The sequence below is a fragment of the Acidimicrobiales bacterium genome (assembly GCA_036378675.1).
Classification (GTDB): Bacteria; Actinomycetota; Acidimicrobiia; order Acidimicrobiales; family Palsa-688; genus DASUWA01.
This window is the reverse complement of the sequence record DASUWA010000005.1, coordinates 112,764-126,882: the sequence shown is the minus strand read 5'-3', so window position 1 is coordinate 126,882 and position 14,119 is coordinate 112,764. Positions and strand designations below refer to the sequence as shown.

Below are 14,119 nucleotides of genomic sequence, written 5' to 3'. Positions count from 1 at the left end.
GCCAGCTGCCTCGACGCACGACGAGATCGGTAGCGTTTCCAGATGGCCGGCGACCGCGTGCTCACCCCCGCAGAGCAGAGACGGGCGGTGCTTCTCAAACGGACCCGCGGGCAGGCGACCGGCCTTCTCATCGCGGTCACCGTTGTTTTCGCGGCCGCGACCGTCGCGCTGGCCGTCACGGGCTCCTCCGGCCGGTGGCTGACCTGGATCCAGGCGACCGCAGTCGGCTCGATGGCGGGCGGGCTGGCCGACTGGTTCGCGGTGACCGCTCTCTTCCGCCGGCCACTCGGGCTGCCCATCCCGCACACCGCCATCGTCGTGGAGAGGAAGGACCGCTTCGCTGAGACGCTCGGCTCGTTCGTGCAGGAGAGCTTCCTGTCCCCCGAGGCGGTCAGCGAACGGATCCGCGCGGCCCACGCGATACCGCGTACGGCCGCGTGGCTCGCCAACCCGGAGAACGCCGATGTGGTCGCCGCGCGCATTGCAAGCGTCATGCGGAGTGCCGCAGAACTTCTCCGAGACGAGGACGTCAACGAAGTTCTCGACTCGCTGGTCCGCCAGCGCCTCGACCAGGTCGCCCTCGCGCCTCTCGCCGGCCGCGCCATCGAAGAGCTAACCCGCGAGGATCGGCACGAGCCGCTTCTGGACGCGACGCTCGAGGCGTTGGGCCTGTATCTGCACCGGCACGGTGCCGAGCTGCACGAGCGGCTCGGCGTTTATTCTCCGTGGTGGCTCCCCGACCGGCTCGGCAACCGCATGGTGGGACGCCTCCTCCTCCGCACTCAGATTGTCGTGGACGAGATGGCGCGGGACCGAAACCATCCGCTGCGCCAACAGCTCGATGCCGGCCTGGTCAAGCTCGCTCAAGACCTCCAAACGTCGCAGGAGATGCGCTTGCGCGGCGAGAAGCTGAAGGCCGAACTTCTGTCCCAGCCCCAGGTGCGCAACTTCGCCGCGGCGGTTTGGCGAGACGTCAAGGAACAGATCGCCGAGCAGACCGACGACCCGAACTCGGAGCTCCGATCTCGCATATCCGGGCTGGTGGTCCAGACCGGCGAACGCCTGCAACACGACCCCGCGCTACAGCGGGCTGCCGAGCGCGGCCTGGACGCAGCCGCCAGGCTTGTCCTGACGAGCTATGAGAGCGAACTGGTGGCTCTTGTCAGCGGCACCATCGCCCGTTGGGACGCGGTCGAGACCTCACGGCGCCTGGAGCTTCTGCTCGGGCCCGACCTCCAGTACATCCGGATCAACGGAACGATCGTCGGAGCGCTCGCCGGTCTGGCGCTGCACGGCCTGGCTAGCGTCTAGCCGCGATGCGAACCGCCAACATCAACGGCCGCCTGAAGGTCGTCTCCGGCGACGTCGCCTGCGACGTCGCCAACGCGAGCAACGGGCGTTTCAGCCCTGACCCGGCCGCGGTCTACGACCGTTGGGACGATTTCACCGCGTGGGCTCTGGAAAAAGACGCCGACACCATGGCAGCAGAGCCTTTCGACCCGGCAAACGCCGGCCCGCCGAGCCCGCGTCCTAGGCAGGTGTTCGCGGTAGCCCTCAATTACGTGGATCACGCGGCCGAGTCGGGGGTGAAGCCACCGGACGACCCGCTGTTCTTCACCAAATACGTGAGTGCGTTCGGGGGAGCGCACAGCACGATCGATCTTCCGCCCTTCGGCAACGTCGACTGGGAGTGCGAGCTCGTGGTGGTGATCGGCAGCGAGTCCCACCGAGTCGAACCCGAGCGAGCGTGGTCTCATGTCGCGGGAGTGACGATCGGGCAGGACATCTCGGAGCGTAAGCTTCAGCGGTCCGGCCCGTTGCCGCAGTTCTCTCTTGGCAAGTCATACCCGGGGTTCGCGCCACAGGGTCCGGTCCTGGTAACCCCGGACGAACTGGCAGACCGCGACGATCTGGCCATCGGTTGCGATGTGAACGGCGCGCCGATGCAAAAGGCACGAACGTCGGACATGATCTTTCCGGTACCGGAGCTCGTCGCCTACCTGTCCAAGGTGGTGACGCTCTACCCCGGAGATGTGATCTTCACCGGGACGCCACCGGGCGTCGGCATGGGCCGCGACCCTCAGGTGTTCCTCAAGCCGGGTGACCGGCTACGCAGCTACATCGAAGGGATCGGGGAGATGGTTCAGGACTTCCGCTGACCGCCTTGAAGCGATCCGTCCCAGAACGACCGGAGCGAAGTGAGGCGACCTTTACCGTCGGTCTTGTAGATGTTAACGACGTCCATGTCCATGGTCCCCCCCGCAGTGGTGATGTGGAAGGTCACCACTGCCGCAGCTTCGTCGCCACAGACGTAGCAGCGCTCGATCTCGTACTCGAAGTCCTCCATCGTCGCGATGACCGTGTCGCGAAAACGGGCGATCGCTTCCTTCCCCCGATTTCCCCCCACTCCCCCGTCGAAGGGCGACACACCGACCGGGTCCTCCACGACGGCGTCGTCGGTGAACAGCGCCAGCCAGCCGTCGCGATCGCCTTCCTTGGTCAGACGCAGCGAGGTTTCGGCCAGTTCCCTAACTCCCATGGCAGTTTGCATATCAGTCGACGATATCCGCCAGTGCCTCGGCACCACTTAACCAGTGCCTTCCAGCCGTTCGGGCCGCCTCCCATTTGGGGATGCTGACCGAGTCGTCCTGACCGAGGTCGCCCGGAGTCGGGCCTATCCGCTTGACCAGCGGGGCGAGCGCGTCGGCGTCGAAGGTGTACACCTCCGCCGCGGCGAGTCCGAGCATCTCGCGGGTCTCCTCGACGGGTATGTCGTGGAATGAGCGCTTCAGCCATTCGAGGGTGTGCGGCCAGGTGCCCTCGGGATGGGGGAAATCGTTTCCCCACAGCAAGTTGGAGACCCCGATCTCGTAGCGGCGGGCGAGCTCCCTTCGCTCCGTGGTGGTCGCCCCGATGAAGCAGTTGCGGTCGAAGTACGCGCTCGGGGGCATGGTGAGGTCGCCCTCCATCTTGTGGCTCATCTTTTTCGCCGAGTGCTCACGGAGGTAACGGGTGTCCATCAGCCACAGCAGGTCGTTGGCCCAGAATGCGCCGCATTCGGTGACACCCCAACGCAACCTCGGGAAGCGTTCGAACACCCCCGACCACAACGCGAACCACATCGGGCGAACTCCCCACCAGCGGACCTCGGTGACGTAGATCCCCAGGTGCTCGCCGTAGTCCTCCCGCGGCGCCGGTCCCGAGTGGGTGTGCACCGGCATCTGGAGGTCCTGGCAAGCGGCCCATACCGGGTCGTAGCGCCGGTCGTGGTACGGGGGATACTTGCCCCACGTGGCGGGGATGAGTATCCCTCCGCGCAGCCCCGCTTCGGCCGCACGGGTGATCTCTCCGACGGCGGCGTCGATGTCCTGCAAGATCGGCACGACGGCTACACCTGCGCGCCGCTCGGGGCTGTGTGAGCAGAACTCCGCCAGCCAGCGGTTGTGTGCGCGCGCCCCTGCGAAAGCGCGTCCCGGGTCGAGGTCGCCCGTCTGGCCCAGCCCTGCTCCGAACGGCGCGCCTGCCACGCCTGTCACCGCGTCGGCATCCGGGAAGATGACCTCCCCGGCAACGCCGTCCCCGTCCAGCTCCTTGTCACGGCGGGCGACATCCCATCCCCCGGCGATTCCCTCACCGTTTTCTTCGAACCACTTCTCCGCGAACTCTGCATCCATGAAGTCGCCCAGGCGCGACAACTCCTCTTTTTCCCGAAGGTACGCCTCGAACTCCTCGCGGAAGTCGGGATCCAGGTACTCGCGGTACCGCTCGGTCGGAAGTTCTGCGTGGCAGTCGGCAGAGATGATCAGGTAGGGGTCCAACGGTGGTTTCCTTTCACCAAGCCCGGATCGGGTCGGGTTCGAAAGCTGTGCTGCTCGCCCCGGCCGGGACGGCATCGAGAGGAGTGGAGACCTCGTGGGCGGTCGGGCCGATCTTGGCGGCTAGGGGAGCGAGCGCATCCAGGTCGAAGCCGTAAACCTTCGCTGCGTTGCCTCCGACCATCGCCGCGACGTCCGCGGGGTCGACGTCGCTGAACGTGTGTCGCAGGGCCTCCCGCGTATACGGGGACGTCCCTTCGTAGTGGGGATAGTCGGTGCCCCACATGATCCGGTCGATCCCGATGCGGTCGCGCAGGGCGCACTCGACAGGGCGCATGAAGCTCGCCCCCACGTAGCACTGGCGCCTCCAGTAGTCGCTCGGCTTCAATGGAAGCGAACCGGCGGTGGGCCCCGCGAACCGGTTGATCGCCGAACCGGGCCGCCCGTATCGGGCTGCGGTCACGTCCAGCGAGTCGAGGGTCGCCGGCACCCAGCCGGATCCTTGCTCGGTCAGCACCAGAGTCAGCTCGGGGTAGCGCTCGAGGACTCCGCTGAAGATCAGGTGCCACAACACTCGGTGCGCCCACCAATGCGTCTCGTACACCCAGATCGCGAAGTCGCTGCCCCATTCCCAGTTCGGAGAGGGGCCGGCGTTGCCACCGTGGTGGTTCACGACGACACCGGTCTCCGCGCACACGCGCCACAGCGGCTCCCAGTGCTCCGCGTAGAGCGGTGGAACGCCAGTTCCCGGCGCCACGCCGGGAAGCAGAACCCCGCCTCGCAGGCCGGCCTTCGCGATCTCGTGCACGCCGGCTACCGCCTCGTCGAGGTCGCCGAGCAGGATCTGCCCGACGCCGGCGCGCCGTTCAGGTGCCTCGGCGCAGAAGTCGGCGAGCCACCGGTTGTGCGCCCGAAGTCCCGCCCACCTCAGCTCGAGCTCGCGCGCGTCAACCGGGGGAGGTGCGGCCAGGCTCCCTCTCGGGAAGAACGGCGGCACGGTGTTGGGAAAGATGATCTCTCCGCAGACTCCCTCGCGGTCGAGGTCAGCAATCCTTCGTTCGGTGTTCCAGTTGCGCTCCGCGTCCGGTTCGGTCAGGTCGGCGAACGGGTTGATGAACGATGACGCCCAGCTGTCGAACTCTTCGCGGTACGCGGGGTCCAGGTACGGCCGGTAGTGCTGGATATCGGCGCCCGCGTGGCAGTCGGCGGAGATGATCGTGTAGCGGTCGTCCCTGTTGATGATCGGGTTCATTACCGGGCTGTCATGACTCGCGGCGAGGCGCTGCGAGCAGCGCGACGTCGTCGTAACGCTGGTGCACGAAGGGGAGAATCCAGTCCTGAGGGATTCGCTCGGCGATTCGGGCGGTTTGAATCGTGCGCCGCCTGCACCATGTGATCGAGCGAACCTCTTTGACGGACAGATCGGCGACAGGATCCAGCGGAGAATCACCTAGCTGCACGTCGCCGTCGACCGATTCGAACACCTCGTAGTGGCGGTGGTAGCTGCCGTAGACGAGATGCGGATCGGTGATGCCTTCGCCGTCCGGAGCGCGCAGGAACTTGAAGTAGAACTCGACGTTCACCTGGTCGGGCGGGGGGTCGAGCGCACCGGTGACCCGTCCGTTCACGCCGATCAGTTGGTAGCCGAGCCTGGCTACCCGGGCGCGTACGTGGTCGCCTTCGCGATCGACGGTTATCTCGCCGAGCTTCTTCGGCTCGCCGAACGTCTCGCGCCCGCCGATGACCGACTGCTCCGTCGATTGCGGCATGAACAGCGGGTAGTCCCCTTCGACGTCCCCGTGCCGTGCGGCAACCGAGAAGACCGCCGAACCGAACGGAGGCCTCCCGTCGATGACCACCCGTTGCAGGGATATGCGCACGATCGGCTCGGCCGCCGGTTCCAGAGGCTTCGGCAGAACCTCTTCGACGATCGACGGCTCGGTGAGGTAGGTGATCGTCACGGCTTCCGTTGCGATCGGCGCCTTGGTCGCGTCGATCTCGTGGTCGACCCGCTTCTCCGGCGGACGAGGTCCATACCTAACTGTCATTTCGCGTACCTCCAGTTGACGGCCCGGCGTGGGGCTGGGGCCCCCACGCTCTGCAGAGGATGGGGCCAGATGGGTGTCTTTGGGGCCCCGTCCGGGTCATTTCGCAGCCTCCTTTGCCAGCGTGTCGATCAGGTAGTCGGGCGCCGATCGCGCCACGATCGATGCCGCCTTCTTGGTGATGACGTCGTCGCCGGCAGATGGCGGTCCCATCATCCAGAACCTGCCTTCTTTGATTCCGTCCACCACCTGCGCCGCCACGTTCTCGAGGGGGGTGAACTCCACTTTCATCCCCGCCGACTCGAAACGATCCAGGACCGCGTCGAGAGTCTGCTCCGGCGTCCGGCGTTCCTGCGTCGGGGCGTATTGCCCGGGTCGGTTGCGCCAGGATTCCCAGATCCCGGTGTTCAAGAAGCCCGAGGGAAACAGAGCGTGGGCCTGCACCTTCGAGCCGGCGAGCTGCAGGTGGGTGTAAAGGCTCTCGGTAACGCACAGGACCGCCGCCTTGGTCAGCGGGTACACCGCCATCGCGGGGCCGCCGAGAGCGCCGCGCGCGATCGGAGCAAGGCTCCCGTTTCCCGAGCAGGTGTTGACCACGTGGCCCTCGTCCTGCTCGAGCAGAATCGGCACGAATGCCTTGATCCCGTGGATCACGCCCAAGACGTTGACGTCGATCCCCCAGCGCCAGTCGGCGAGGTCGTGCTCCCAGAGGTAACCCTCCGAGACGCCACCGGTGCCTGCGTTGTTGCACACGACATGCACCGCGCCGTACAGGAAAAGGGCCTGCTTGGCGAGATGCTCGACCGACGAGTAGTCGGTGACGTCGGTAAGCACACCTGCGACGTCGAGTCCCTCCGCCCGGAGCTCCGCGACCGCCTGGTCAAGGGGTTCCTCGAGTACATCTGCCAGAACGACCTTCATGCCTTCTTCGCTGAAACGCCGCCCGATCGCCTTTCCTATGCCGCCCGCGCCGCCGGTGACTACCCCGACCTTGCCCTCCAGAACTGCCATACCTGGCCCTCCCATGTGTGGCCGCGCCGGCTCCGAGACATCATGGCATGGTCGTATATCTCGCCACAATGGTCGCAATATGCGACTATCTTCGCGGGTGTGGCACCGCGTCCCTCGCCCCAGACCGACAGGGTCGTAGATCTTTTGGAGATGCTGGCCGCCGATCCGGGACGTGGCCTTTCGCTGGCCGAGATCTCTCGCCGGTTGGGGGTCCACAAGGCGAGCTGCCACTCGATGCTCGCCACCCTCCTCCGAAGCGGCTGGCTGCTTCGGGACCCGACCAGTAAGGAGTACATCCTGGGCCCGGGGATGCTTCGCCTCGGCTCCGCCGCCTCGTCGCGCTACCCCGCGCTGGACGTCGCCAGGCCGGCGATGTCGGAGCTGGCGGCGAGGACCGGCGGGCACGTGATCGCCTTCCTGGTCGATGCCGACCACGTCACGGTTGCGCATCAGGTGCGCAACGTTCGGATCCCTTCGACGCCGATGACCGTCGGGATGGAGCTGCCGACGAGGCCACCGTATGGCGCGGGGCTGGTGGCGTTTTCGGCGCCGGCGGAAAGGGAGAGGTGGCTGTCCGAGCTCCCACCAGAGTCGCGCCGCCGCTACACCCGAGCACTTGAAGCAACCCGGCGGCGAGGGTACGCAGTCGGTCTGCATGTTCTGCCCGACATTCGATTGCAGGAGCTGGCAACTCTCATCCGAGCCGCCGAGACCGGCGGGCGCGGCGGCCGGCTCAGCGATCTCGCCGACGCGCTCACCCAGGAGCTGGTACACAGCGAGGAGTGGTTCCTGTCGTCGATCGCAACCGCTCGCGAATATGACGTGAGCCACGTTGACGCACCCGTTTTCGACTCCACGGGCAAGGTCGCGCTGATGCTGAGTCTCGTACCCGTTCCCTCGCAGCAGAGCGGCGCCGGAGTGACCTTCCTGGGCCGCTCCCTGGTCGAGGTGACCCAACGACTCACCGGGGCACTTGGCGGATCGGCGAACGTAAGTTGAGCGCAGCAGACCGTTGGGCCTCTGCGCTTCACGGCTGGAAGATCCCCGACTCAATCCTCGCCCAGGCTCCCGAGTCTCCGTGGGGCTTCCCGCCCGCGCTGTTCGGTTCGGGTGGAGGCTCCTTCGGCGCATTGCACCGCACCGCACAAGCGGCGTTGGAGGGTCACGGATCCGTCCTGGACGTCGGATGCGGGGGTGGGGCGGCAAGCGTGCCGCTCGTACCGCCGGCAACGAAATTGGTTGGAGTCGACAACCTGCCCGAGATGCTCGAGAAATTCGCCGGCGCCGCTGAGAGCACCGGAGCAGCGCACACCGAGATCCTCGGCATATGGCCAGACGTCGCCGATCAGGTCCCGCGATGCGATGTAGCGGTCTGCCGCAATGTCGCATACAACGTCGCGACGATCGTGCCCTTTCTTACTGCGCTGACCGGCCACGCATCGAAGCGAGTGGTGGTGGAGCTCACCGCCTCACATCCGTCCGTTCCGCTCGCCCCGCTCTGGATGCGGTTCTGGGGGCTGGCGCGACCCGACGGGCCGACATCCGGCATGTTCGGCGAGGTACTGCACGAAATCGGGATCAACGCGGATGTCGTGCACGAAACCCGCCCGTCCGTCAAAGGGGTCATGGACGCCGGCGAGTACGTCGCTTTCGTCCGGCGACGGCTGTGCCTTGACCCTTCGCATGACCCCGAGATCGCGGCCGAGCTGGAAGAACTTGACGTCCCATTCCGTGATGAGACGACCGCGGCGGTCTTCTCGTGGGAGCCCTGAGCTCAGTCGAGACGCATCCCGGCGGGCATTAGTCGTGGATCTCGGCGCCGAATAGCGCTATAACTCCAGCGATGATCGAGACCGAGGGACTGACCCACCTCCACCTGCGTGTCTCAGATCTGGCCGCTTCACTTCGCTTCTACCAGGGCGTGTTCGGAATGCAGGAACTGTTCCGCGACGGCGAGCTGGTGTTCCTCAACACACCGGGGTCGAAGGATCTCATAACGCTGAACCCGAGCGGCGACGGACCGGTCGGCGTGGACGGCGGAGTCGGACACTTCGGGTTCCGGTTGAAGCCATCGGTCCAACTTGAAGCAGCAATCGGAGCGGTTGAAGCGGCCGGCGGAAAGTTGATCAGCAGAGGCGAGCACGCTCCGGGGGTGGGCTACGCGTACGTTGCCGACCCCGATGGTTACGTCATCGAGATCTGATCCCTAACTCAGATTGCTGACAGCGAGCACGCACACCACCGGAGGGTCGAGGTTGAGCTGCTCACATCTGATTACCTCGTAGCCCGCGGCCGATAGCAGCGAGACCAACTCCCTCCTCGCAGCGGCCGACGTCGTCGCGTCGGCGCCGGGGCAGCGCGGCTGGGAAACCAGGGCGATCCGGCCGCCGGGGCGCATCAGCCGGCGAATCTCGGCCAACCGGTCAGCCGGCTCCGGCCAGAAGCCCACGCTGTTCACCGAAAGAACCGCGTCAAACGGACCACCCTCTACGTCGAGTCGCTCGACGCTCGCACACACCAAGTCGACCCGTCCCGATTCGACCGCTGTCGCGTTCCGCCTCCGCGCGTGACGGATCATCACGTCCGAGTGATCGACTCCAACGACAAGGCCGCGATCGGCGCGCTCTGCGAGCGCGGCAACGGCAAGGCCCGGTCCGCAGCCGAGCTCCATGACCTTGTCGTCCGGCTGAACGTCCATCAACTCGACAGCCCACAGACTGCGCTGCACGTTCGACGATCGGTGCGCCATGATCCACCCGACCACGTGCCCGCCCATTCCTCTCGGGTTGTGGAACTGCTTCACGACGCTCCATATCAGACGGCGTTTCAAGCTCACGGGAGGAGTTAACAACTTCAAGTACACTTGAAGTCAATGCCCTCCGAGAAGAACCGTTCGAAATCATCCCGCAAGCGAATCCTGCTCTCGATCGGCGAGCTGTCCGAACGGACCGGGGTGACGACGAGCGCCCTTCGCTATTACGACGATCTCGGCCTTGTCCGACCCGAGGCTCGGGCGTCCGGTCACCGGCGTTACGCGGTCTCCGCGGTTATCGACGTCGGGACGATCCTCTTCCTCCAAGAAGTCGGGTTCACGCTGGCCGAGATCGGATGGCTGGTAGCCGGTGGCCAACGCCGGACATGGCGAGAGATCGTCGACCACAAGCTGGCCGAGCTTTCCGAGCAAGAGAAACGCCTCCGGGTCGCACGAGTGGCGCTGGAGCACGCCAAGCGGTGTCCCGCCGACGCGCCGGTGGGTTGCCCGCGCTTCAGGTCGATCATCGAGGGGCAGCTCGAAGGACTCTCCTGGGAGGAGAGCCACGCGCGGCTGCACGCGACCTAACTAAATATCCGCCGCTAAAAATCAGCGAATTGCCCCGAGGTGAACCACGTACCACTCGCCGCGCCACGAGGTGAGCGAGTGGATTTCGAAGGTGTGCCGCTGACCGCCGGCCATGTAGGTGACGGCGGTGCCGTAGACACGCCAGTAGCTCCCTTTGTTGTATTCGACGCCAGGGAGGATCCATTCGGCGGTGGGCGGGACTTGGACCGATTCGAAGCTCGCCTGCCCCCCAGCCGCAGCGACCGAGGCGTGCAAGGACAGGATGTCCTCGTCGTAGTTGGCGATCAGCCTGGTCTGGTCGTCGTGGACCGGGTCGGAGATCGCCTTTACCTGAAGGTATGCCTGCAAGGGGAAGAAGGCAGGCGCGCCCTCGGAAGGATTGCCGTCGACGATCGCTCGCCACAACGCCTGTACCCGCGCTCGGAAAGCCGGATCGTCTTGGCTCGGCAGCGCCCTCGTTTGAGGAAGCGTTCCCGGGTCAACCGTGGTGGTCGTGGGTGCAACGGTGGTCGGCGCCGCATTGGTGGGCGTGGCCGTGACACCCTCGGGTTTCGGCGCCCCCGGGCTCGTCGAGCAACCGGAAAAGGCTGCAACCACGCAGGTGGCAGCCGCCCCAACAATCCAGCTTCCTCGCCTGCTGCGCCTAGGCCTTGTCGTCCCGCCATTTCTCCGCGGCAAGCACCAACGGATTCCAGACTTGTCCAAGCGGCGGCGTGTAGGAGAGATCGAGTTCCTCTATCTGATCGACGGTCAAGCCATTGAAGATCGCCGTTGAAGCGACGTCGACCCTACTGGCTATCTCGCTTCTGACGTGCCCGAAGAACTGCGCACCGATCAGCCTCCGCGTGCGCAGGTCCCCGGTCAACATCACGGAAAGCTCGCGGGATCCCGGGTAGTAGGAGCTGCGGTCGTCGGTATCGACGCGGACGGTGAGCGGATCGAACCCGGCCGCGAGCGCCTCGGCATCGAGCAACCCGGTGCGCCCGACAGCGTGGTCGAACACCTTCACCAGCTGCGTCCCCAGCGTGCCCGAGAACCTGCGCGATCCCCCGGCGGCGTTCTCGCCGGCAACGCGACCCTGCTTGTGCGCGGTGGTCCCGTAAGGGAGATAGGCGTCCCCAAGCAGTCGGTGGTGGGTGACTGCGCAGTCTCCGGCCGCGAAGACATGAGGAACCGAAGTCCGCATGCCCCCATCCACGCTCACGGCGCCCGACCTGCCGAGCTTCGCCCCGATCGACCTTGCCAACTCGGAGTTCGGCAGGGTGCCCGCCGCCAGGAGCACGATGTCGGCCCGCCGGGCCAGGACGTTCTCGCCTCGCATTGCCTCGATTCGAAAACGGCCCTCGTCCCGACCGGTAGGCCTGATGCTGCGCGGCGCGGTTCCGGTCAGCACCTCGACCCCGCGTTCTTCGAGCTGGCCCCGCACCATCGCGCCGATCGCTCGGTCGACTACCGAGAGCACCTCCGCGCGACTCTCGAGGAGCGTCACCGACATGCCGCGCAGCGCGAACGCCTCCGCCAGCTCCACTCCGACATACCCGGCTCCGATGATCACGGCGGTCTGGGGTTCGATTCGGGACAAGGTCCGTGCGACCGCCAGAGTGTCGGTGACCGAGCGCACGACGTGGACGCCATCCTCGGGCCTCAGCCCGTCCTCACCGCATAGCCCCTCGATATCGGGGATCTCCGGTAGCGCCCCCGTCGCAAGTATCAACTCGTCGTACGAGATGGCCGATTCCCGCCCTTTCGAGTCGCGAAGGGTGACCTTCCGGGCTTCGGCGTCTATGAACAACACCGTGGAATCGAGGAGCAGGTCGACACCTGCCTCCTCGAGACCGGACCCTGCCTGGCCGGCCAGGCTCCCCGCATCGGGAACCTCTCCCGACAAGAAGAACGGAATGCCGCTGGTAGAGAAGTTCGCCACCGGCTCAGCCGAAATGACCGTTAAGTCGACGGAAGGCGCCACGTGGCGCGCCCTGAGCGCCGCGCTTACGCCCGCGTCGCTACCCCCGACGGCAACAAGGTGCAAAAACGAAACCCCCCGATCTTCAGAGCGCCTGCCACCCCTAACGGCGCCAACTGTAGCGAAGGACACGAACGAACGCTCCACGCACCTGCGCTGGGGCCGGACAACTACCGGACAACTAAGGTCTGGCTCAGTGCCGCCCCAGATTGACGATCTTCAAACGCCGGCGCTCCTCGTTGACGCCGCCGCCTTCCGGGACAACATTGCCACGATGTCAGAGGCATTACCAGGGACCCGGTTGCGCCCCCACGTCAAAGCGCACAAATGCACCGAACTCGCCCGCCGGCAGGCCGAAGCCGGGCACGCGAACTTCTGCTGCGCCACCCTCAGAGAGATGGAGGGCATGGCGGCCGCCAGCCTGGGTGAGGACCTCCTCCTTGCCAACGAGGTTGTCGACGCAAAGCGGCTCTCAGGTCTCAACGACCGCGCCAGGATCAGTATTGCGATCGATTCGCCCGAAACCCTCGAAGCCGCTCGGGCCGCGGGCATCCCCGAAGTTCTCATCGACGTGAACGTCGGCCTTCCTCGGTGCGGCTGCGATCCGTCTGAAGCCGGCGCGCTCGCCGACACCGCCCGCCGAGCGGGGCTCGGCGTACGCGGCGTGATGGGATATGAGGGTCACGCGGTCGGCCTGGCCGACCGCGCCGAGCGGACCCGCCAGGTGGAGGACGCCATGGCCATACTGGCCAAGGCCCACGAGGAGGTCGGCGGGGAGATCGTGTCCGCTGGCGGCACCGGTAGCTACGACATCAACGCCGTCGCGACCGAGATCCAGGCAGGGTCGTACGCGCTTATGGACACCGCTTACGCCACCCTCGGACTGCCATTCGCCAATGCGCTAACCGTGATCGCCACTGTTATATCGGTGAACAAGTCCGGATGGGCCGTCGCCGATTGCGGGCTCAAGGCCCTGGGAATGGACCACGGCAATCCGTCGATGCTCGACGGCGGGCTGGTGTGGTTCTGCTCCGACGAGCATGTGACGTTTTCACCCCCCGAAGGCAAGGCGCTACCCAGAATCGGAGACAAAGTGCGCGTCGTCCCGGCCCATGTCGATCCGACCGTCGCCTACCACGAGAGCCTTCACGTTTTCGACGCCGCGACAAACCAAGTGATCGAGACCTGGCCGGTCGATCTTCGAGGCTGGTAACTAACTGCCGGCCGAGTCGTCGGCGGCATGCAGCAGATCTCGCACCAACGCGAGTGCGTCGTACTTGCGCTCGAAGGGACCCCAGTACATCGAGGTCTGCGCACCCTGCCGGTAGCCGACAGAGTCGACAACAACCCGGCGGTGGCGGCTCGACACGATCCCCGTGATCGACTCGCCCGCCTCCGACTTCGACAGAACCCTGCCGGTGATCGCCATGTGCGCCAGCCTGGCGGCCTCCAGCACCAGCGGTCCGACGTCGCGCCTCAACACGAGCAGCCCGTTGGGGCCAGCCGCCAAAGCGCGCAATCGTTCCAGCGCCCAGCGACGCAACACGTCCTGATCGGTCCACGACACCGGCCAGTCCGGGCCGCGGAGGGGCATCGGGTCGTTGCGAAGGATCGTCCACGTCATCGGCGTGGCAAGCGGTGAAGGTTCCTCTACCGCGTCGGGCCCACCCGCTACTTCCTCCCAGTTGGTGTGCCACACCTGCGCGGGCCTGCCAGCCCGCCGGAGGGATCTCTCGGCGCGCCGCAGCCATCTTCGCTGCGACACGTCGAGCCGCGGATCGCCCACGACGACGAGGTCTACGTTGCTCTGCTTCGCGCTGAAGTCGTCCAGGGCGAGCGAGCCGACCGCGTACACCGCGGATACCTGTTCCCCGCCCACCTGCCCCAAGGCGTCGACGTAGCCGTCGACCGGGCTGGCCACCGCCTGGGGCATCATGGCACCAGT

General features: G+C 66.1%; 16 protein-coding genes. 7 read left to right on the top strand and 9 right to left on the bottom strand.

What is annotated here, in order from left to right; all coding sequences use genetic code 11:
- Positions 1-42: 42 nt before the first annotated feature.
- Positions 43-1,311, top strand: a complete 1,269-nt coding sequence (locus tag VFZ97_01770) for a DUF445 domain-containing protein (GenBank protein HEX6392138.1) — start codon at positions 43-45, stop codon at positions 1,309-1,311.
- 5 nt (positions 1,312-1,316) lie between these two features.
- The gene (locus tag VFZ97_01765) at positions 1,317-2,159 is read left to right on the top strand and encodes a fumarylacetoacetate hydrolase family protein (protein HEX6392137.1); all 843 of its coding nucleotides are present in this window, start codon (positions 1,317-1,319) and stop codon (positions 2,157-2,159) included.
- Here the strand turns inward: VFZ97_01765 and VFZ97_01760 are convergent.
- From VFZ97_01760 to VFZ97_01740, 5 genes are all read right to left on the bottom strand, one after another.
- The gene (locus VFZ97_01760; GenBank protein ID HEX6392136.1) at positions 2,144-2,551 is read right to left on the bottom strand and encodes a nuclear transport factor 2 family protein; all 408 of its coding nucleotides are present in this window, start codon (positions 2,549-2,551) and stop codon (positions 2,144-2,146) included. The two genes, VFZ97_01765 and VFZ97_01760, sit on opposite strands and share 16 nt — an antisense overlap.
- 1 nt (position 2,552) lies before the next feature.
- Positions 2,553-3,818 (bottom strand): amidohydrolase family protein, encoded by a 1,266-nt coding sequence (locus tag VFZ97_01755; GenBank protein HEX6392135.1) that lies wholly within the window; start codon positions 3,816-3,818, stop codon positions 2,553-2,555.
- 13 nt (positions 3,819-3,831) lie between these two features.
- Positions 3,832-5,067 (bottom strand): amidohydrolase family protein, encoded by a 1,236-nt coding sequence (locus VFZ97_01750; GenBank protein HEX6392134.1) that lies wholly within the window; start codon positions 5,065-5,067, stop codon positions 3,832-3,834.
- Positions 5,068-5,077: 10 nt separating this feature from the next.
- Positions 5,078-5,863, bottom strand: a complete 786-nt coding sequence (locus VFZ97_01745; GenBank protein HEX6392133.1) for an acetoacetate decarboxylase family protein — start codon at positions 5,861-5,863, stop codon at positions 5,078-5,080.
- A gap of 96 nt (positions 5,864-5,959) precedes the next feature.
- The gene (locus VFZ97_01740) at positions 5,960-6,871 is read right to left on the bottom strand and encodes an SDR family NAD(P)-dependent oxidoreductase (protein ID HEX6392132.1); all 912 of its coding nucleotides are present in this window, start codon (positions 6,869-6,871) and stop codon (positions 5,960-5,962) included.
- Between the two features lie 99 nt (positions 6,872-6,970).
- On the opposite strand from VFZ97_01740, the gene VFZ97_01735 reads away from it, so the two are divergent.
- The 3 genes from VFZ97_01735 to VFZ97_01725 all read left to right on the top strand — a co-directional run bounded on the left by VFZ97_01735 (position 6,971) and on the right by VFZ97_01725 (position 9,074).
- Positions 6,971-7,870: a helix-turn-helix domain-containing protein gene (locus VFZ97_01735; GenBank protein HEX6392131.1), complete on the top strand. Its 900-nt coding sequence runs from the start codon at positions 6,971-6,973 to the stop codon at positions 7,868-7,870.
- Positions 7,867-8,643 (top strand): methyltransferase domain-containing protein, encoded by a 777-nt coding sequence (locus VFZ97_01730; protein HEX6392130.1) that lies wholly within the window; start codon positions 7,867-7,869, stop codon positions 8,641-8,643. The genes VFZ97_01735 and VFZ97_01730 overlap by 4 nt, the downstream gene beginning before the upstream one ends.
- A 71-nt stretch (positions 8,644-8,714) precedes the next feature.
- Entirely contained in the window at positions 8,715-9,074 is a 360-nt protein-coding gene (locus tag VFZ97_01725) for a VOC family protein (GenBank protein HEX6392129.1), read from the top strand.
- Between the two features lie 3 nt (positions 9,075-9,077).
- Here the strand turns inward: VFZ97_01725 and VFZ97_01720 are convergent, their stop codons facing one another.
- Entirely contained in the window at positions 9,078-9,707 is a 630-nt protein-coding gene (locus tag VFZ97_01720) for a class I SAM-dependent methyltransferase (protein ID HEX6392128.1), read from the bottom strand.
- A 36-nt stretch (positions 9,708-9,743) separates the two neighbouring features.
- Between VFZ97_01720 and VFZ97_01715 the strand changes: the two genes are divergently transcribed.
- Positions 9,744-10,211, top strand: a complete 468-nt coding sequence (locus VFZ97_01715) for a MerR family transcriptional regulator (protein HEX6392127.1) — start codon at positions 9,744-9,746, stop codon at positions 10,209-10,211.
- A gap of 21 nt (positions 10,212-10,232) precedes the next feature.
- On the opposite strand, the gene VFZ97_01710 is transcribed toward VFZ97_01715, so the two are convergent.
- Positions 10,233-10,808: a hypothetical protein gene (locus tag VFZ97_01710; GenBank protein HEX6392126.1), complete on the bottom strand. Its 576-nt coding sequence runs from the start codon at positions 10,806-10,808 to the stop codon at positions 10,233-10,235.
- A 46-nt stretch (positions 10,809-10,854) separates the two neighbouring features.
- Positions 10,855-12,240 (bottom strand): FAD-dependent oxidoreductase, encoded by a 1,386-nt coding sequence (locus VFZ97_01705; GenBank protein HEX6392125.1) that lies wholly within the window; start codon positions 12,238-12,240, stop codon positions 10,855-10,857.
- Positions 12,241-12,370: 130 nt separating this feature from the next.
- Between VFZ97_01705 and VFZ97_01700 the strand changes: the two genes are divergently transcribed.
- Positions 12,371-13,387, top strand: a complete 1,017-nt coding sequence (locus VFZ97_01700; protein ID HEX6392124.1) for an alanine racemase — start codon at positions 12,371-12,373, stop codon at positions 13,385-13,387.
- On the opposite strand, the gene VFZ97_01695 is transcribed toward VFZ97_01700, so the two are convergent.
- Positions 13,388-14,107: a hypothetical protein gene (locus VFZ97_01695; GenBank protein HEX6392123.1), complete on the bottom strand. Its 720-nt coding sequence runs from the start codon at positions 14,105-14,107 to the stop codon at positions 13,388-13,390.
- Between the last annotated feature and the right edge of the window lie 12 nt (positions 14,108-14,119).